At 67.1% G+C, this 18,442-nt stretch carries 19 protein-coding genes and 4 tRNA genes; 14 read left to right on the forward strand and 9 right to left on the reverse strand.

Annotated elements, in window-relative coordinates; genetic code table 11:
- Window positions 1-1,356: 1,356 nt before the first annotated feature.
- The gene (locus AW273_RS18805; protein WP_369409048.1) at window positions 1,357-1,680 is read right to left on the reverse strand and encodes a winged helix-turn-helix domain-containing protein; all 324 of its coding nucleotides are present in this window, start codon (window positions 1,678-1,680) and stop codon (window positions 1,357-1,359) included.
- Between the two features lie 346 nt (window positions 1,681-2,026).
- Here AW273_RS18805 and AW273_RS18810 point away from each other — a divergent pair, with 346 nt between their 5' ends.
- Entirely contained in the window at window positions 2,027-2,662 is a 636-nt protein-coding gene (locus tag AW273_RS18810; RefSeq protein WP_157555917.1) for a hypothetical protein, read from the forward strand.
- A gap of 60 nt (window positions 2,663-2,722) precedes the next feature.
- Here the strand turns inward: AW273_RS18810 and AW273_RS18815 are convergent, their stop codons facing one another.
- Window positions 2,723-3,286 (reverse strand): ATP-binding protein, encoded by a 564-nt coding sequence (locus AW273_RS18815; RefSeq protein ID WP_062349639.1) that lies wholly within the window; start codon window positions 3,284-3,286, stop codon window positions 2,723-2,725.
- Window positions 3,283-4,314: a P-loop nucleotide/nucleoside kinase family protein gene (locus AW273_RS18820; protein ID WP_062349640.1), complete on the reverse strand. Its 1,032-nt coding sequence runs from the start codon at window positions 4,312-4,314 to the stop codon at window positions 3,283-3,285. The genes AW273_RS18815 and AW273_RS18820 overlap by 4 nt, the downstream gene beginning before the upstream one ends.
- Window positions 4,315-4,557: 243 nt before the next feature.
- Here AW273_RS18820 and AW273_RS18825 point away from each other — a divergent pair, with 243 nt between their 5' ends.
- The 8 genes from AW273_RS18825 (at window position 4,558) to AW273_RS18850 (ending at window position 9,479) form a co-directional block, all read left to right on the forward strand.
- On the forward strand, window positions 4,558-4,914 hold the full coding sequence (locus AW273_RS18825) for a hypothetical protein (protein WP_062349641.1): 357 nt from the start codon (window positions 4,558-4,560) through the stop codon (window positions 4,912-4,914).
- A gap of 148 nt (window positions 4,915-5,062) precedes the next feature.
- Complete coding sequence (locus AW273_RS18830) at window positions 5,063-5,269, forward strand: hypothetical protein (RefSeq protein WP_062349642.1); 207 nt, start codon at window positions 5,063-5,065, stop codon at window positions 5,267-5,269.
- A 9-nt stretch (window positions 5,270-5,278) separates the two neighbouring features.
- The gene (locus tag AW273_RS18835) at window positions 5,279-5,470 is read left to right on the forward strand and encodes a hypothetical protein (protein WP_157555919.1); all 192 of its coding nucleotides are present in this window, start codon (window positions 5,279-5,281) and stop codon (window positions 5,468-5,470) included.
- A 51-nt stretch (window positions 5,471-5,521) separates the two neighbouring features.
- Window positions 5,522-5,869, forward strand: a complete 348-nt coding sequence (locus AW273_RS18840) for a hypothetical protein (RefSeq protein ID WP_062349644.1) — start codon at window positions 5,522-5,524, stop codon at window positions 5,867-5,869.
- A 35-nt stretch (window positions 5,870-5,904) separates the two neighbouring features.
- On the forward strand, window positions 5,905-7,650 hold the full coding sequence (locus tag AW273_RS18845; RefSeq protein ID WP_232327493.1) for a helix-turn-helix domain-containing protein: 1,746 nt from the start codon (window positions 5,905-5,907) through the stop codon (window positions 7,648-7,650).
- A gap of 169 nt (window positions 7,651-7,819) precedes the next feature.
- Window positions 7,820-7,984: a helix-turn-helix domain-containing protein gene (locus tag AW273_RS36365; protein ID WP_083949865.1), complete on the forward strand. Its 165-nt coding sequence runs from the start codon at window positions 7,820-7,822 to the stop codon at window positions 7,982-7,984.
- Window positions 7,985-8,143: 159 nt separating this feature from the next.
- A complete protein-coding gene (locus tag AW273_RS37300; RefSeq protein ID WP_157555921.1) occupies window positions 8,144-8,320 on the forward strand; it encodes a ribbon-helix-helix domain-containing protein in 177 nt (58 codons plus the stop codon).
- Window positions 8,298-9,479: a site-specific integrase gene (locus tag AW273_RS18850; protein WP_062349646.1), complete on the forward strand. Its 1,182-nt coding sequence runs from the start codon at window positions 8,298-8,300 to the stop codon at window positions 9,477-9,479. The genes AW273_RS37300 and AW273_RS18850 overlap by 23 nt, the downstream gene beginning before the upstream one ends.
- Before the next feature lie 87 nt (window positions 9,480-9,566).
- On the opposite strand, the gene AW273_RS18855 is transcribed toward AW273_RS18850, so the two are convergent.
- The 5 genes from AW273_RS18855 to AW273_RS18875 form a co-directional block, all read right to left on the reverse strand.
- A tRNA-Val gene (locus tag AW273_RS18855) sits at window positions 9,567-9,641 on the reverse strand.
- A gap of 13 nt (window positions 9,642-9,654) precedes the next feature.
- Window positions 9,655-9,726 (reverse strand) — tRNA-Gly (locus AW273_RS18860).
- Window positions 9,727-9,800: 74 nt separating this feature from the next.
- Window positions 9,801-9,871 (reverse strand) — tRNA-Cys (locus AW273_RS18865).
- A gap of 1 nt (window position 9,872) precedes the next feature.
- Window positions 9,873-9,944: transfer RNA gene (locus AW273_RS18870), tRNA-Gly, on the reverse strand.
- Window positions 9,945-9,973: 29 nt separating this feature from the next.
- Window positions 9,974-11,362 (reverse strand): M14 family zinc carboxypeptidase, encoded by a 1,389-nt coding sequence (locus AW273_RS18875; protein ID WP_062349647.1) that lies wholly within the window; start codon window positions 11,360-11,362, stop codon window positions 9,974-9,976.
- 67 nt (window positions 11,363-11,429) lie between these two features.
- Here AW273_RS18875 and AW273_RS18880 point away from each other — a divergent pair, with 67 nt between their 5' ends.
- The 3 genes from AW273_RS18880 to glmS are packed head-to-tail and all read left to right on the forward strand — an operon-like array spanning window position 11,430 to window position 14,965.
- The gene (locus tag AW273_RS18880) at window positions 11,430-12,818 is read left to right on the forward strand and encodes an amidohydrolase (protein WP_062349648.1); all 1,389 of its coding nucleotides are present in this window, start codon (window positions 11,430-11,432) and stop codon (window positions 12,816-12,818) included.
- A 60-nt stretch (window positions 12,819-12,878) separates the two neighbouring features.
- Window positions 12,879-13,142 (forward strand): hypothetical protein, encoded by a 264-nt coding sequence (locus tag AW273_RS18885; protein WP_232327494.1) that lies wholly within the window; start codon window positions 12,879-12,881, stop codon window positions 13,140-13,142.
- A 5-nt stretch (window positions 13,143-13,147) separates the two neighbouring features.
- Complete coding sequence (glmS, locus tag AW273_RS18890) at window positions 13,148-14,965, forward strand: glutamine--fructose-6-phosphate transaminase (isomerizing) (RefSeq protein ID WP_062349649.1); 1,818 nt, start codon at window positions 13,148-13,150, stop codon at window positions 14,963-14,965.
- A gap of 47 nt (window positions 14,966-15,012) precedes the next feature.
- Here the strand turns inward: glmS and AW273_RS18895 are convergent, their stop codons facing one another.
- On the reverse strand, window positions 15,013-16,380 hold the full coding sequence (locus AW273_RS18895; protein WP_062349650.1) for an MFS transporter: 1,368 nt from the start codon (window positions 16,378-16,380) through the stop codon (window positions 15,013-15,015).
- 86 nt (window positions 16,381-16,466) lie between these two features.
- Here AW273_RS18895 and AW273_RS18900 point away from each other — a divergent pair, with 86 nt between their 5' ends.
- Both AW273_RS18900 and AW273_RS18905 read left to right on the forward strand, forming a co-directional pair.
- Entirely contained in the window at window positions 16,467-17,000 is a 534-nt protein-coding gene (locus AW273_RS18900; RefSeq protein ID WP_062349651.1) for a TetR/AcrR family transcriptional regulator, read from the forward strand.
- An 82-nt stretch (window positions 17,001-17,082) separates the two neighbouring features.
- Window positions 17,083-18,420 (forward strand): GH12 family glycosyl hydrolase domain-containing protein, encoded by a 1,338-nt coding sequence (locus AW273_RS18905; RefSeq protein WP_062349652.1) that lies wholly within the window; start codon window positions 17,083-17,085, stop codon window positions 18,418-18,420.
- The last annotated feature ends 22 nt before the right edge of the window (window positions 18,421-18,442 follow it).

Raw genomic sequence — 18,442 nt, forward strand, 5'->3', positions numbered from 1 at the left:
AGGCTCTCGATATGCTCAACTATCGGACCGTCTGCATCTATGTCCGACTGTAGCCTATTTAGAATCGCAGTCGCGTTTGGATCTCGTCCCCCTCGCCGGTACCCAATCGCAGCACCGAATCCGAAGGAAAGCCTGTCGATCAAGGTATTCTCTTGATTTAGCGCAAGGTCGAATATGTGTGCACTTACTGCGAAAGCTTCGCGCTGCCGTATAGGGGTATATCTTTCCCGGGCCTCATTTACGGAAGCCACCCCGTGTAGATACCATGCAGCTTGGATTAATTCTTCGGGGACGGTGGCGCGACGCAAAAAGAGCTGGACTTCAACGTTCGCGATTAGCTCCTGAAGCTCTTGCGCACTCGGGATTCCCGTCCTGCCTGCCAGTGCGTCGAGGAGTAATTGAAGATCTAGAGACCGCTCCACACAATCTCCCTCACCCGAGTAGCGAAGCCAGGAAAGTCTGGTATTGCGACCATTAGTCCCTCTAGCTGCCCCGCATTGGAGAAGTCGGGAAATGTAGTTGCGAGGGATCGAAAGGTGTTAGTGCTTGTTGTCGCTTTATCATGCGAGATGCCTATAGATATGCCTGCGCCTGCCCGCCTACTTCGATCGAGCCAGAGTTCGACCATGTTAGCATAAAGATCGCCAATTGGCCCATCTTGGTCAATCGTCTCAGGGCCGGCAAGTTTGGCGAGATATTCTTGTCCTCGGGTCAAGAGCTGCTTGCTAGCTTTTCCTATGGTCTCCGAGGGTAGCTTTGAGTCCGAATCGTGTTTCTTGATTTCCCAAAGCCTAAACACCAAAGTGTCTTGCTGCTGGTAGATTACCAAGCCGTCCCCGCCGGGTTCTAGCGGATCGGGCTTCGCAGAATGTGCGCGAATAAGCCGCCGACCATCCGGACATTCTATGCGCTCGGCCAAGAGTAGATGCCAAAAAAGTTCCGCTACGTGACCTTGCAGATGATTTTCGTTCGCTGGTTTGTCGGGTCGACCGAACCCGATTCCGGCATAAGTCGCTACAGTCTCTTTCTGGCTTCCAGTAAGAGGGGCCCCGCCATCACGGCGAGCGCGCCATCGCGCGAATAAAGGCGATTTTCCGCACCGAATGCGCATGGCTTCCTCGGCGAGCATCTGGGCTACGGTCTCGCGGGCAGTGCCCGTTAGAGACTTACCGCCGATGAGGAATTCGACCGCTGACCCATCCGGGCCTGACGTCATCGCGAGCATCGACGCTAACGACTCGGCCGCCTCAGTTGCTGTGGCTTCGATCGACGACATGTTGCCTGTCTCCTCGGTGATGCCCCATAGAAGGGTTCTGTTATGACAGCACCCTCAGCGGATACACCATCGACTGTTAGCTACTGTGAAGAATTCGGCAGGGTGTCTTCAGGACGTGCTACATATGTCCCCTTGGCTGGCAGGGTCACAACAAGCCCGCGATCACGAAGGTCTTCGATGGCGCGCCGTGTCGTCCCGAGAGCAACGCCGTACTCTGCGGCGAGATCACGCTCCCCAGGAAGTCGTGTTCCCGGCACCAGCTCGCCAGCCGCGATCCGGGCCGCGATATGGTCGGCCACCCTCACATAGACATACATGGCGGGTCCTGGTGCGTCGGGGTCATACGGTGGCACGGCGCTCATACTGATCACCCTAGAACGCCCCTGAGCTGCATAGATGTGCATGACGCGGCATGCCGCTGTACACCGCTCTATATGCCGGTCTATGCTCTGCGGCGGGCGGTGACGAGCCCTTGGAAGGTCCGCACTTCCACCTGATCAGGCCCGTCGGCTTCTGGCGTCACCCAAGGTCGGCGGGCCGCCCGGCATGGTGACGCATGACCCCTGACCAGCTCAGAGAGCACTACCCGGAGTGGACGATCTGGGAGCTGGGAGGCATCTGGTACGCGACGGGTGCTTGCCCGGCTCAGTTCTGCGAGTGCCGCCGCACTCTGCACAGCCCCACACTCGCCCGCCTCGCCCAAGTCCTTGCGGAAGCCCTACACCCAGCGATCGGGAGCAGGTGATCTCGATGAAGCTCCAACAACCCGGCGACGCTTCGACGATGCCCGTTCCCTACATCACCGCTTATTCAGGCGAGACCGACCCGTCTCCGCTCGTCTTCACCAAGACCCACCTTGGCGCGCTGCGGCTTGCCTACAAGCATGCGCGTGACGACGACAGGCGACTCGGAGTGCTCCGCGCTCGCGCCGGTCAATCGCGTGAAGGCCGACCCATCTGGGGGTCACCCAACACGCGCCGCCAATGGGAGTGCATGGAAGACCTGCTGTGCCAAGTCTGTGGCTGCCCTGCCACAGACGACAGATCGGGCAAGGTTCCGTGGCTCGTCACCGACGACGTTTTCCGCCGCACAGGGATCGACTGCGGTCAGACCGCCACGCCACCAACCTGTCTGGACTGCATGCCCTTGGCGTTGTCTCTCTGCCCTCACCTTCGTGACGCGCCGGCGGTCTACATGGTGGGGAAGGCCACCCCGGTGAGCGTCCTAGCTCACGTGTACACCCCCGCAGGAGACGGTTACGCGGCTTTCACCGGCGAACACAACGTTGAGCTTCCCCTGTCGGGGAGCGATCTTCTGTCGTACGCCGTCGCTCACCGACTCGTGGTGTCCATCAGCGAGATCACGCCTATCTGGCGGGTCGCATAGTCCTCCGGCGGGGCTGCTTCGAGGTCACCGCTCAGGCAGCCCCGCCGGAGCACCACATCATCAATGATCATTCGTGATCTTGAGCGCAGTGATGATCGTCTGCGCGGCAGTCTCGACATCCATCAGGTGCGTCTCAACGCAGAGATGGAACGTGTGCCCATCGTCGTGGGTCTGGAGATCGGCCAGGGTCTCGTCCCACGCCCGTAAGCGTGCAGGGGTGTCAACGTCCCCCCGCTGACGGGAACGCTGTTCGCAGACCTCCCTGGGAACATTCAGCCGCACCCGGAACCACGTCTCCGGATCGCTCGCGCTGAGGGCCCGCACGTCCGGGATGTTCCCCATGTGGACAACGGGCGTCGCCCCACCCGTGAGCATGGCCGTGACGTCGGCCTGGTCGACGGCGTAGACGTTGCCGTATCGCCGAGTCTCGACGGCTAATCGCCCCTCCCGGCGCAACTCGTCGAGCTGCTCGCGGCTCACCGGCTGATACCCGACCGACCGGCCACCACCGACCTTGAGTTTCCTCAGGTACGTGAACCGCCTGTGGATCCGGGAGAGCGCCGCCGTGATCGTGTCCTTGCCGCTCGTCGGGGGCCCGTAAAGGATGATCGCCCGCAGCGTCATGGGAGCAGCCGGCGCAACGTCTCGCGCGTACGGTCGGCCGTGGCTATCGCCATCCCATACCGGTTGTCCACCGTGACATGAACCCCGGGCGGGCTGTTCTCCGTGTCGATGGACTTGGCGTAGTCATCCCAGTTCTGAAGCTTCCAGGTGTCGCGCGGCGCGGACCGGAACTCCATGTACTCACGCATGGAATCCACATCGCACCGCACCCAGATCACGGCTACCTCGACGCCCTTGGCCGCGCACCGGTTCTCCAGCCTCTTCAACCAAGCCTCTTGCTTGAGTTCGGAGATGAACGGCGCGGAGAGAACCGTGGACACCCCACAGTCGAGATTGTCGTAAGCGGTCTCCATCAGACACCGATACTCCAACGGCCGAACCTCACTCAAATAGAGTTCCGAATGCCGGTCATTCGGATCGCCGCCGAGCGAAACCAGAAGCCGTTCAGCGATTCCCCGCGTCATGGAATCCTTGTCTAGGAATGCCCACCCGGTGATGTCGCTGAGAAACCGCGCGAACTCCGTCTTCCCCGATCCGGCGTACCCGCCGACCAGAGTGAGCGTCTTCTTCTGCGAAGCCCCGATGACGAACCGCGACCCCCAGGCGTCGAGAACCCGCGCTTCGAGCACGGCCCGCATCGTCCCGTCACCCTCGCTCACCCCGCTCGCGATGCGCTCCAGAGCTTCCGTTATGGCCCGCGTGGCCTCCTTCTGAAACGCCGGCTCCGCCACGATCCCCGGCACGCCCAGCACTGGAACCGCCCCGCTCACGTCGGCGGGCTGGGCACGGAATCCCAACGTGAACTCGTCGCTCTGGTAGAGCAGCGAGTACGCGCGCCGGTAGTGGACGTGCGGGTAACTCTCCCCGCGCTCGTGCTTCCCGATGGTCTGGAAGTTGCCCGCAAGGTTCCAACTGTGCTGCTCACCGATGTTGCGCAACTGCTCGCCGGCCGCTTCGAGCGTCAGCCCGGCAGCCTCGCGATGTTCCCGCAGCTTGGACGGCTGCCACCCAGCATGCTTGACCTGCATCCGCCGGTTCCTCCTGTAGGTCACCGCTACTCGGGATGATCGGAAGTGCAGCCGCGATACTACGGCCCGACATAGGCCCAAGCCAGAGGAACGCCCAACTCGTCTAGTTCGCGTATAAACCCGCTAGACGCCAAGGCTAAGAACCGGGCTAGGGATTAGTGATGGGGGTTTTCGCGGGATTTCGGTGAACTTGAGGCACGCCAGACAGAAGGGCTGGCGAACCTCAGGAGGTGATCCGAGAAAATGACCTACTACGACCCCAATGAATTCCAGGCCCGCGAATTCGTCTCCGGATTGCGCCGGCTGGCGTATTTCCTCGAAAGGAATCGCGCCCTCCCCTCCCCGCTCAACGTCGACATGATCGTCTTCCCGCGAGGCGAGACCGACGAAGCACGCTGCGCCGAGGTCACCCGGATCGGTGCCGCCCTCCGGAGCGAGGTCCACCACGACCACCACGGAAGCGGACACTGCCGGACCAGCAAGAGTTTCGGCGGAGTCAGCTACACGGCCGTGGCCATCTCGACCAGAGCCCGCGCCCGACACGAAGCCCTCATGTCCTACGACGGCTCGATCCACCCCACCGACGCGGACGCGTGGTGACGAGCCCGATGCGCATCCCCGGAACACGCGGCCACCGATGCCGCTGCGGAGGAGTCGCCGATCTCGGCTCCATCGTCTGCCGCAAGTGCCTCGCCCGCTACCGCTGGCGCCGTCGCAAGGCTCCCTACCCCGGAGAGGAGGACCTCCCGTGTTCCTGATCATCGCCTTCGGTGGCGCGGTCGGCCTCGTGACCGCCGTCGTGGCCGTGCTGTGCATGTCCGCCGAGATCCGCCGCGACGACCGCACCCGCGTCAGCATCTACCACGCCCCGGACTCCGCTCCCTGCGCCATGACGCGCCGCGTCTCGGGTCTGGTCGTCCTCAACCCGTCGCCGGCCGCCCTGAGGAGGAGGTGAATCCCCTTGGTGGTCTCCGTCTCCCTGGTCCTGCTGCTCGGCGTCGCCCTGCTGATCGCTCTCCGCTACACCCGTCTGCGGCTCTGGCACGCGGCGGTGAGCGTGGCGTTCGGCTTCTGTCTCGGCAAGTCCGTCGAATCGCCCGAGTTCCAGAACGTCATGAGCACGCTCGCCCGAGTCTTCAGGCTCCTCATCGGCTGAACGTCCACATCGTCAACGCTCCCGGGGCCACGCGCCCCGGGAGGAAAGGGGGTGGTCATCACGTCGACCACACGGCCCATCCGACAGACCGACCTTCAGGAGGTCCGCGACCACTGCGCCTACCTCATCAGGTTCGCCGACCAACCGTCCGCTCGCCCCTTCGTCTCCGCTCTCCTCACCATCCCGCACGGGTCGGCGCTTGCCGGCGTCCTCGTCGCCGTTCCCGACCTGTGCGACGAGATCGAGGGACTGCGCGAGGCACTGACCGCGATCCGGCTCGACCACCACAACCTGACGGCTGCCGTCCGCGCCACCCTCGCCGCCCACCGCGAGGGCGAAGACGATCCGCTCTACTACGTGCGGGACGAACTGTCGGCTCAGCGTGGCGAGATTCCATGAGGGCCCGTCACCTGTCCCGTTCCCAGGTACGCCGCATGCGCCGGTACGGCGTCGAGCCGATGTTGATGATCGACGCGAACATGCAGTTCGGGCCTCTCGCCGTCACGGTCATCGTCTCGTGGCTGTGGCGACGACGGTCTGAACTGGGCCCACTGCTGATCTCCGGACTGACCGTGCTCACGGGTGCCATCGTGCACGTCACTCGCCCGGAATGGGCTCAACCGATCATCGTCAGTACCGGCGTTGCCGTCGCCCTGGTCGCCATGCTCGGAGGTACGGCGCTTCGTCTACGCGTCAGCGAACGCGTGTACGCGGCGCTCACCGTCGCATGCGCCGGGAGCTGGATCGCGTTCGCCGCCGCGCACGGCCCATTCAATCCGCCGATGCCCGCGCTCCTGGCGGCGGGAACGCTGGTTCTGGCGTTGCCATGGTGGGTCCATCGTCGCCGACGTACCCGGGTGCGCGTTGAACGCACGTTGGCCGCGTGGCCGGAGATCTCCCACGCCTTCGGCCTCACTGGTTCCCGGGTGCAATCGGCGTTCGTCGACCTGTGGGGCTACCGCGCCCGCATCGGCCTCGCCCGTGGTCAGACCGTGGAACACGCCATGGGCCGCATCCCCGAGATCGAGTCAGCGCTGGGAACCCGCCGTGGTGCCGTGCGGGTCCAGCCGATTCCCGAGCGAGCCAACCGGATGGAAATCCGGGTGATCGAGACCGACCCGCACGCCGACGCCATCGGCTGGACCGGCCCGTCCGTCACCTCGATTCGCAACCCGATCGAACTGGGCGTCTTCGAAGACGGCACCCCGGTACGGGTGTCGTTCCTTCGTCGGCACGGGCTGTTCGGTGGCGTCTCCGGATCGGGCAAGAGCGGCGGACAGAACGTCCTACTCGGCAACCTCACCGCGTGTACCGACGCGATCGTGTGGGGCGTCGACCTGAAACGCGGCATGGAGCTGCTCCCGTGGGCATCCTGCCTCGACCGCATCGCCACCACTCCGCGGGAAGCCGAAGCACTGTTCCGCGATGCCGTCGCTATCCTCGACGGCCGCGCCGAGATGCTCGCCATGCAGGGGTTACGGGTCTGGGAGCCCACCCCCGACGCGCCGGCGCTCGTCATCGTCACCGACGAGTACGCCGAACTGTCCGACGAAGCACCCATAGCGCTGGCACACGCCGACTCCATCGCCCGACGTGGCCGCGCCCCCGCCGTTCAACTCGTCATCGCCACCCAACGTCCATCACAGAAGACCATGGGCAACAGCGCCGTCCGGTCCCAGATGGACATCAGAGTCAGCTACCGCGTCCGCGAGCGCCGCGACGTCGACCTGATCCTGGGACAGGGCATGTACAAGGCCGGCTGGCACGCCGACAAGCTCGACGCCCCCGGCAAGTTCCTCATCAGCTCACCCGAGCACGACATCCCCCGACGCGCACGCGGCTACCTCCTCGAAGACGACACCGTCCAACGCGCCGCACTACGTCACGCCGACCGACGCCCCACCCTCGACGAGGTATCGCGCCAGGCGCTCGACAACGTCCACCCCGACGAGCCACGCGAACAGCCCAACCGCAAGAGCGCTCACGACGCCGACGCGGCTCTACTGGCCGCACTGAACGACGCGCCCGACGAGGGAATCGGATTGGCGGATCTGCTGTCAGCGACCGGCATGAGCCGCGCCACGCTCTACCGCCGTCTCGCCCAACTCGAAGACGAGGGACGCGCCCGACAGACCAGACGCGGACGCTGGCGCGCGACCGACAGTCATCACAACCCGTAATCGTCTCAACGTCTCAATGTCTCATCGTCTCGCGTGCGTCTGCACATAGGCGTGAGACGAACGCTGAGACGAACCCGTGAGACAAACACACACAGTAACCAAGAGAGGTGATCGCCAGACGACAACCAGACACCTCGGGGTGACGCCCGGGGGAGAGGAGGTGATCAATATGCAGGCGTACACGGTCGAACAGGTCGCCGAGATCCTCAACATCGGACGCGACAAGGTCTACGCGCTTCTCCGTACGAAGCAGCTCAACAGCATCAAGATCGGCAAGCTCCGCCGCATCACCGACCAGCACCTTTCCGACTTCATCTCCTCACTCGAGGAGTGAAGCGGTATAGAGCAGTATGCAGCGACATGCCGCTGTGCTACGTTGCGCTACAGACCCCCTGACGCGCCGACCGGAGACCGGCCGGAAAGTCCCGAGGTCAGACGCCATAGGTAGCTCCGTCGGCACGGACCCCATCCAAGCCACGAGAGGAGGCATCCCATGTCGAGCGACCGCACCACGTTGCCGGCCGTGCGGGTCGAGACCGCGTTCAAAGCACGCCTCGCCCGCTACGCCGAATCGCAGGAACGCGACGTGTCATGGGTGATCCGGAAGGCCATCGAGGAGTACCTCACGAGCCACGAGGAGGCATCGCATGTCCAAGATCATGATCGGTAAGTACGAAGGCACCATCTATCCCGAGGGGAACGGCTTCACTGGAGCTGTCTCCCTCGGGTTCGGCGCGGACGGCCGTCGCCAGCGACTCAAGCGCAAAGGCAAGACGAAGAGCGACGTCAAGGACAAGCTCATAGAGGCCGTCAAGGACCTTGAGCTTGGCATCAAGAGCCCCGAGCGCTACACGGTAGGCGAGGCCGTCACCGACTGGTTAGCCAGCGGCCTCAAGGACCAGAGCGAGAGAACCGTCGACACCCTCCGCAGACTCGCCGACAAGCACGTCATCCCGAAGATCGGCAAGGCCAAACTCAAGACGCTCCGCGCCGATGACGTCGACAAGTGGTTAGAAGGACTCAAGGCCGTCTTGTCGACGAGCACGATTCACCGCGTGCACTCGATCCTGAAGCGCGCCATCCGGCACGCTGAGGCCAGAGACATGGTCGGCAGGAACGTCGCCGAACTGGTCACGGCACCGAAGGGAAAGACGGGCCGCCCGAGCAAGGCACTGACGTTCGCTCAGGCGACGGCCGTCCTCGAAGCGGCGGAATCGTCGGGCCTGCACGCCTACATCGTGCTCAGCCTCATGACCGGCGTCCGCACCGAAGAGGCCCGTGCACTGCAATGGGATCACGTCGTCGCATGGGTGACGGGCGACGGCTGGCAACCCGTCACCAAAGCGGGGTTCGACCATCAGCGGTTCGCCATCTACGTGTGGCGGGCCGATCGCGTCGGGGGAGACACCAAGACCCCCACCTCGCGCCGCACCCTCGAAGTACCGGCTCAAGTCGGAGCCGCGTTGCGACGCCAGCACGCACGACAGGCGAAGCAGAAGCTCCGCGCGGGCGAGGCGTGGCAGGAACACGGCGTGGTGTTCTCCACTCGCACCGGAACCCCGAAGGACGCCGCCAACGTCCGCAAGTCGTTCCAGCGCATCACCGCGAGCGCGGGCCTCGACGGCACGTGGACCCCACGAGAACTACGGCACTCGTTCGTCTCGATCATGAGCGCTCACGGCGTCCGCATCGAGACGATCGCCGATCTCGTCGGCCACGCCGGCACCCGCGTCACAGAGTCGGTTTACCGACTCCAGCTCAGCCCCGAGATCTCCCAAGGCGCAGAAGCAATGAACGAGATCTTCGGAGCAGCGGGTAAGTCCGCCTGAGTTGGCTCCCGGATTGGCTCCCCGCGACCCCAAAGATCAAAAAAGGGCTCCGGAGGCTCTCCGAAACCCTTCCTGACCTGCAACAACTGGTGGACGATACAGGGATTGAACCTGTGACCTCTTCCGTGTCAGGGAAGCGCTCTCCCGCTGAGCTAATCGTCCAAGCGAACTTCCGAGCGGAAGACGGGATTCGAACCCGCGACCCTCACCTTGGCAAGGTGATGCTCTACCCCTGAGCCACTTCCGCGTAGTCGCCTCGGATTTACCTCCGCGACACCTGTCTTACTCTAGCGGACTTCACGAGACTCCGTGACGACCTCGAGGTGGAGACGGGATTTGAACCCGTGTACGCGGCTTTGCAGGCCGCTGCCTCGCCTCTCGGCCACTCCACCGAGCGGAAGACGGGATTCGAACCCGCGACCCTCACCTTGGCAAGGTGATGCTCTACCCCTGAGCCACTTCCGCGTGATCCGCCGTTCCCTTCCGGGTCGGCCTCACGAAGAAGACTTTAGCGTGTTTCCCGGGTGCTCGTGCGCACCGAGCGCGTGCCGCGCGCCTGCGAGGATCGCTCCGTACTGGATGGCCACCAGGTGGGCGATGGGAATCGTCTGGTCGGACATCTCGTTTTCGGCGTCCGCGCACCATTCTTCGTACGTCTCCGACAGGGTCCGGCAGCCGCGTCTGATGGCGGGGGTGCCGTTGCCGATGGCCAGTTCGCCTTCGAGGGCGCGCAGCAGCATGCCGCCGAAGCGGAGCCGGTAGCTGTGCACGAGGTCGCGGCAGGAGGACACCTCGGCGGCCGTGGCGGCGCGGACGGCAGAGGGGGCCGCCGAGCGGTTCTCGTCGGTGGCGGCGATGCTGGCGAGCATCGGGATGAAGAAGCGGGAGGCGCGGAGGAAGGGGGAGGAGCTGACCAGGTCGGGGGTGACGGCGGTGAGGGTCTCCTCCAGGATCGTGGCGGTCTCGCGCAGGTGGGCGGCCTGGGTGCGGATCAGTTCCCCGTACGCGATCTCGGTCTCCGAGGTGTCGCCGGCGGCGGGGTCGACCCAGTAGGGGAGTTCGGCGGTCAGGCAGAGGGTGCCCCAGCGGGCGGCGTAGGTGTCGGAGGCGGTGCCGGTGATGACCTCCGTCGGGTCCTGCCCGAGGGCTTCGACGTAGTCGTAGGTCTCCTCCATGCGGGGGGTGAGGAAGATCGCGGGGGCCAGTTGGCCGATCGCCGGGTGTTCGGGTTCGCCGACGTGGAGGGGGAGGCCGAACAGGCCGGGGAGTTCGGTCAGGACGGTCTGGAGTTCGGGTTCGGGGCGGGACAGGTAGTAGAAGACGCCGCCGAGTTCGCCGTTGTGGAGGGTGGTCAGGAAGGCGGGGCGGGTGCGGTCGATCAGGCGCATCAGGGCCAGGGTCTCGGGCAGGACCCGGTCGAAGTAGGAGCGTTTGTAGGTGAACGGGAAAGTCCATTCGACCTGTTCGTCGCCGGCGGGGCGGTAGAAGTGCCGGCCGTAGTGGGCTTTGGTGTACGGCCCGGCGAACCAGCCCTCGTTGAGCCGGGTCCCGTCGGGGTCGAGGCAGCCGACGATGTGCCAGCGGGCGCCGTTGCGCAGCATCGCGTCGGCGCAGAGCCGGGAGGCCAGGTGCATCACCGTCAGGCCGCCGATGGGCTCGTTGGGGTGGGGGCCGGCGGCCACGACGACGTCGCGGTCGCCGTCGCCGATGGTGAGGCACAGCAGGGGGTCGCCCAGGCGTGAGGTGCCGATCCGGTCGATCGAGGCCAGGTCGCGGTGGGTGGCGGCCAGGCGGGTCAGGTACTCGTTGACCTCGTCGACGGTGGCGAACCGGTCGTACTCGGGGACGGTGCCGAGTTCACGCGTCAGGTCTGGAGCAAGCATCCCTTAAGTTTGCACACGGACCATACCCCCTATAAAGACACAAAGACTGACAAATAAGGTTCAGGGCATGTCTCTCCTGTTCAGGAACGCCCGAGCCGGGATCGGCGGGCCGCTCACCGCATTCGCGATCTCGGCCGGACAGGTCGTCGCCCCCGGCGACGTCACCCCCGACGAGATCGTCGACCTCCAGGGCGCGACCGTGCTGCCCGGTCTCGTGGACGCCCATGTGCACTCCGTGCAGTGGGCGCAGAACCGCCGCCGGGCCGACCTGTCCGCGGCCACCTCCGCCGCGCACGCCGCCTCCCTCATCCTGGAGGCGGCACGACCGGGGGAGCCCACCATGGGCTTCGGCTTCCGCGACGCCTTCTGGGCCGACGAGATGCACAAGGACCTGCTGCCGGTCGAGCATCCCTTCGTCCTGGTCAGCAATGATCTGCACACGGCCTGGTTCAGCCAGGCCGCGCTCTCGCTGATCGGCCGGGGCGACCATCCGACCGGGGTGCTCCTCGAAGGCGACTGCTTCCGCGGGCTGGCCGCGCTGCCGCCGCCCCCGGCCGAGCTGGTCGACGAGTGGGTGGCCGAGGCGATGACGGCCGCGGCGGCCCGGGGGGTCACGGGGGTGATCGACTTCGAGTACGCCGACAACGTGAGCGACTGGCAGCGCCGCCGGACCGACGTGCGGGTCGCCTGTTCGATCCCGCGTGACCGGCTCGCCGCCGCGGTGGCCGATGGGCTGCGTACCGGAATGGAGATCGGCGGTCTGCTGCGGGTCGGGCCGGTGAAGATGTTCGTGGACGGGTCCCTGAACACCCGGACCGCCTACTGCGCCGACCCCTACCCCGGCACCGCCTCGCGGGGGCTGCTGGAGTTGCCGCCGGAGGAGCTGCTCGGCACCATGCGGCTGGCGAGTGAGAACGGGATCCATCCGGCCGTGCACGCCATCGGCGACGACGCGGTGACCATCGCCCTCGACGCCTTCCACGAGTTGGCCTGCCCGGGGCGGATCGAGCACGCGCAGCTCGTCTCCCGGGCCGACTTCCCCCGGTTCGCCCTGGAGGGCCTGGTCGCGGGGGTGCAGCCCGCCCACCAGCCCGACGACCGGGAGGTCGCCGACCTCCAGTGGCCGGGGCGGACCGACCGGGCCTACGCCTTCGCCGACCTGCTGGCCGCCGGGGCGACCATCGAGATCGGCTCCGACGCCCCGGTGTCGCCGCTGGACCCGTGGGACGGCATCGCCTCGGCCGTCACCCGGACCGACGACGACCGGCCGGCCTGGCATCCCGAGCAGGCGATCCCGCTCGCCACCGCGCTGGCCGCCGCCGCCCAGGGCCGGACCGGAGTCCACGCCGGGGACCCGGCCGATCTCGTCGTCGTGGGCGACATGTCCGATCTGCGTGATCCGGAGATCCTCGGGACGATGCTCGCCGGGCAGTGGACGTACAAAAACGGGGTTTGATGCCCGATTCCGGGCAGGATTCTTGGTATTCCCGGTTCCTCCTCCGTAAGGTCCATCTCTGTGCCGTACGACGACCTCATCGCCCACCTCATGCGGACGACCTCGCTCGGCCCGGGTGAGGCGGCGAGGGTGGTCGCCGACGTGCTCAGCTACTTCGGCGAGACGGCCGAGGCCTATGTCAGGCGCAGGCATGCCGAAATGCGGGCACGCGGGCTCGGCAACGACGAGATCTTCCGCCGGGTGGCCGCCGAGCTGCCCGTGCGCCGGGTCGCGGCACCGGAGCTGTCACAGCGCCAGCTCCGCCGGATCATCTACGGAGGGTGAACTCTATGTGCGGAATCGTGGCCTACGTCGGGCCGAAGGACGCCGCGCCCATCTTGCTGGAAGGGCTCCAGAGGCTCGAATACCGCGGCTACGACTCCGCGGGCGTCGCCGTCGTCGCGTCGCGGGCGCTGAAGACCCGCAAGGTCAAGGGCCGCGTGGCCGACCTGGCGGCGGCGGTGCCGGCCCGCTTCAAGGGCGCCACCGGCATCGGGCACACCCGCTGGGCCACCCACGGCGTGCCGAGCGACGTGAACGCCCACCCTCACCTGTCGAGCGACGAGCGCATCGCGGTCGTCCACAACGGGATCATCGAGAACGCCGACGCGTTGCGGCAGCGGCTCGAAGGCGAGGGCGTCAAGTTCCTCAGCGAGACCGACTCCGAGGTGCTCTCCCACCTGATCGCCCGCGCCGTCGAGGAGACCGACACCCTTGAGGACGCGGTGCGCCGGGCCCTGAAGAGCGTCGTCGGCACCTACGGCATCGCCGTGGTCGACGCGCAGCGCCCCGGCGAGGTCGTGGTGGCCCGGCTGGGCAGCCCGATCGTGCTGGGCATCGGCGAGAAGGAGATGTTCGCCGCCTCCGACGTCGCCGCGCTGGTCCGCTACACGCGCCAGGTCGTCCACCTGGAGGACGGCGAACTGGCCGTCCTGAAGGCCGACGGCTTCCACACCTTCGGCGGCGACGCCCGCGAGACCGCGAAGGAGCCGCTGACCGTCGACTGGGACACCGGCCACTACGACACCGGCGGCTACGAGCACTACCTGCTCAAGGAGATCTCCGAGCAGCCCGACACGATCGCCCGCACCCTGCGCGGCCGGCTCGACGACCGTTTCCACGTCGCCCACCTGGGCGGCCTGAACATGGACGCCCGCGAGACCCGCTCGTTCCGCCGTGTGAAGATCATCGGCTGCGGCTCGGCCTACTACTCGGGCCAGATCGGCGCCCAGCTCATCGAGGAGCTCGCCCGCATCCCCGCCGACGCCGAACCGGCCTCGGAGTTCCGCTACCGCAGCCCGGTCGTCGAGGCCGACACCCTGTACGTCGCCATCAGCCAGTCGGGCGAGACCTACGACACCCTGGCGGCCGTCCAGGAGCTCAAGCGCAAGGGCGGCCGGGTCCTCGGCATCGTGAACACGGTCGGCTCGGCCATCGCCCGGGAGTGCGACGGCGGCGTCTACCTGCACGCCGGCCCGGAGGTGTCGGTCGCCTCGACCAAGGCCTTCACCTCCACCGCCGCGGCCTTCGCCCTGCTGGCCCTGCACCTCGGCCGCGTCCGCGACCTGTCGCCCGCCGACGGCCGCCGCATCTGCGAGGGCCTGCGCGCCCTGCCCGAGCAGATCAAGGAGATCCTCACCCAGGAGGAGCACATCCGGTCGCTCGCCCACAAGTACGCCGCCTCGCCCGGCATGATGTTCATCGGCCGGGTGCGCGGCTACCCGGTGGCCCGCGAGGGCGCGCAGAAGCTCAAAGAGGTCTCCTACGTCCACGCCGAGGCCTACCCGGCGAGCGAGCTCAAGCACGGCCCGCTGGCGCTGATCGGCCCCGAGATGCCGACCGTGGCGATCGTGCCCGACGACGAGATGCTCGACAAGAACCTCACGACCCTGGGCGAGATCCGCGCCCGCAGCGGCCGCATCCTGATGATCGGCCACCGTGAGACCGACCAGGCCGACGACTGCGTCATCGTCCCGAAGAACCAGAACGAGCTCGACCCGATCCTGCTGTCGATCCCGCTCCAGCTCTTCGCCTACCACGCGGCGGTGGCGCTGGGCCGCGACGTCGACCGCCCCCGCAACCTGGCCAAGAGCGTCACGGTCGAGTAGGCCCCGGAGAACGCCGGCCCTCGGCGCCGAGGGCCGGCCACTCTTGATCAGAGGTGCACGGTCACGCCCTCCTTCGGTTCCGCCACCGCCTGCCGGGGCCGCAGGACCGTCACGACCAGCAGCGACAGCAGCGAGAACGCCGCCGCCGTCAGGAACGTCGCCGACAACCCCGCCGAGGCGTGCACGGTCACCAGCACCGCCAGCCCCATCGACCCGCCCGTCTGCTGCATCGCCTGGAGCAGCCCCGAGGCCGCGCCCGCGTCGTCGCCCTGGACGCCGTTGATGATCCGCATGCTCATCACGACCAAGGCCGCCGCCGCGCCCACAGCCATGATCACCAGCGGCCCGAGGACACCCGGGACGTACGCCGTCGTCGCGTCGATCCGTGACAACCACACCAGGCCGGCGGGGATCAGCAGCATGCCCGCGACGGCGGCGGTGTGCGGGGTGACCACACGCAGGATCCGGCCCGCCAGTTGCGACAGCGTCAGGATGGTCAGGGCCAGCGGGAGGAAGGCGAGGCCGGCCTGCAGGGGGGAGTAGCCGAGTTCGAGCTGGACGAACTGGGTGAGGAAGAAGAATGTGCCCATCATCGCGGCCGGGAGCAGCAACATCGCCGCGTAACCGGCCACCCGGGACCGTTCGGCGAACAGGCGGAGCGGCATCACCGGCTGGGCGGCCCGCCGCTCGACCAGGACGAACAGCGTCAGCAGCAGCACGCCGCCGAGCAGGGACGCCAGCGCCCAGCCGTCGTCCCAGCCCCGTTCGGAGGCGCGGACCAGGCCGTACACGAGGCCGGATGAGCCCGTCGTGGCGGTCACGGCCCCGGCCAGGTCGAAGCGGCCGGGCACCCGCGCGGTCTCGCGGACGAAGACCGGGGTCAGCGCCAGGATCGCCAGGCCGATGGGGACGTTCACGAACATGACCCAGCGCCACGACACCAGGTCGGTCAGCAACCCGCCCGCGAGCAGCCCGATCGCGGCCCCCGCCGCGCCGACCGAGGTGAACACGGCGATGGCCCGGTCGCGCGGCGGGCCCGGCGGGAAGTTGCCGGTGATCAGGGCCAGCCCGGCCGGTCCGGCCAGGGCGCCGCCGACGCCCTGGAGCACCCGGGAGGCGATCATGGCCTCGGGGCCCGGGGCGAAGCCGCCCAGGAGCGAGGCGAGCGTGAAGACCGCCACTCCGGCCGTCAGGGCGCGGCGGCGGCCCAGGATGTCACCGGCCCGGCCGCCGAGCAGCAGCAGGCCGCCGAAGGCCAGCATGTAGGCGTTCATCACCCATGACAGGCCTCCGGGGCTGAAACCGAGTTCCTCCTGGATGCCGGGGAGGGCGACCGTCACGATCGTGCCGTCGAGGATCAGCATGAGCTGGGCGAGGGCGATGACGAGCAGCGTGATGCGCTGGCGCGGGTTCATGGGGAGGCCCTTCAGGCGATAAAATAATCGGAGGCCGACTCCGGTAAATATACGGAGGCCGCCTCCGGTTATGCAAGGGAGTTGTCGTGAGGGCCGATGCGCGTCGCAACTACGAGCGCCTGCTGACCGAGGCCGGGGCGGCGTTCGCGGAGAGGGGCACCGAGGCCTCGCTCGAAGACATCGCCAAGGCCGCGGGGGTCGGCGTCGGCACCCTCTACCGCCACTTCCCGACCCGGCAGGACCTGATCGTGGCCGTGCTCCACGACCGCTTCGAGGCGATGGCGGCCGTCGCCCGCGACCTGACGTGCGACGATCCGGGCCGCGCGCTCCGTGAATGGCTGCTGGCCCAGCTCCGGCACATCACCGCCACGCGGGGGCTCACCGCCGAACTCGTCGTGGCCGTCAACAACCCCGAATCCCCCCTGTACGGATCGTGCGAGGCCCTCGTCTCCACCTCCTCCGGCCTGCTCGCGGCGGCGAAGGACGCCGGCGTGGTGCGGCCCGACCTGACCCACGCAGACCTGGCGACGGTGGTCCACGGCATCGCGTGGTCATGCGAGAGCGACCCGGTCCGCCAGGAGCGACTGATCGACCTGTTCCTCGAAGGCGTGCTGGTGTAAGTTTCAGGCTCCTCCGCAGGTCGCCGCGTTACGTTAAGGGCTTTCGTAGGCCGCTTCCCCGGCCCGTCCTAGCGTCCCAGGCATGAGACGCATCGCCCTCGTGGCGGCGCTGCTCGGCGGGTTCGTGCTCTTCGGCGTCACCCCCGCGCAGGCCGCACCCGTGATCTGCGAGAAGTACGGTTCCACGACCGTCCAGTCGGGCCGCTACGTTGTGATCAACAACGTGTGGGGCGCCAGCACCTCCCAGTGCATCGACGTCAACCAGGCCGGTGGCTTCACCATCCAGTCGGCCAACCACAACAACGCCACCAACGGCGCGCCGGCCTCCTACCCGGCGATCTACGCCGGGTGCCACTACGCCAACTGCTCGACCGGCAGCAACCTGCCGATGCAGGCCAGCTCGGGCAACTTCGGCAACGTCCGGAGCAGCGTCAGCATGAGCTACCCGTCGACCGGGACGTGGGACGCCGCCTACGACATCTGGTTCGACCCGACCCCGCGCACCGACGGCCAGAACACCGGCGCCGAGATCATGATCTGGCTCAACCACCGGGGCTCCGTCCAGCCGGTCGGCAACCAGGTCGGGACGGTGAACCTGGCCGGGGGGACCTGGCAGGTCTGGTTCGGCAACATCGGCTGGAACGTCATCTCGTACGTCCGGACCTCCGCCGCCTCCTCGATCGACTTCGCCGTGAACACCTTCTACAGCGACGCGGTCTCCCGTGGCTACGCGCAGCGCTCGTGGTATCTGACCAGCGTGCAGGCCGGGTTCGAGCCGTGGGTGGGCGGCGCCGGGCTGACGCTGAACAACTTCACGTACACGACCGGCGGGAACCAGAACCCCACCGACACCACCGCGCCGAGCGCGCCCTCGAACCTGACGGCGAGCGGCACCAACCTCACCTGGAGCGCCTCGTCCGACAACGTGGGCGTCGCGGGCTACCGGATCTTCCGCCGCCAGGGCACCAGCGGCTCGTTCAGCCAGGTCGCGACCTCGACGTCGACCTCCTACGCCGCGACGGGCCTGGCCGCCTCGACGACCTACCAGTTCTACGTGACCGCCTACGACGCGGCCGGGAACGTGTCGGGGCAGTCGAACACGGTCTCCGTGACCACCCAGGGCGGCCAGACCGGCGGCTGCTCGGTCCGGTTCGACCAGTGGGGCCCCGGCTACGTCGCCTACTTCACCCTGAACGGCCCGGCGACCAACTGGTCGATCCCGTTCACGCTGCCCTCGGGCCACCAGATCACGTCGAACTGGAGCTCGCAGCTCTCGGTCAGCGGATCGAACGTCACCCTGACCGGCATGAGCTGGAACGCCAGCGTCCCCGCCGGCCAGAGCACCACGTTCGGCTTCCAGGCCAGCCGTCCGGCCAGCGGCAGCCCGCTGCCGACGATCCCCGGGTGCACGCAGGTTTGACCTGGAGTGCACTCCAGGGTTC

This window comes from Herbidospora yilanensis, from assembly GCF_001570565.1.
In the GTDB taxonomy this organism is placed as follows: domain Bacteria; phylum Actinomycetota; class Actinomycetes; order Streptosporangiales; family Streptosporangiaceae; genus Herbidospora; species Herbidospora yilanensis.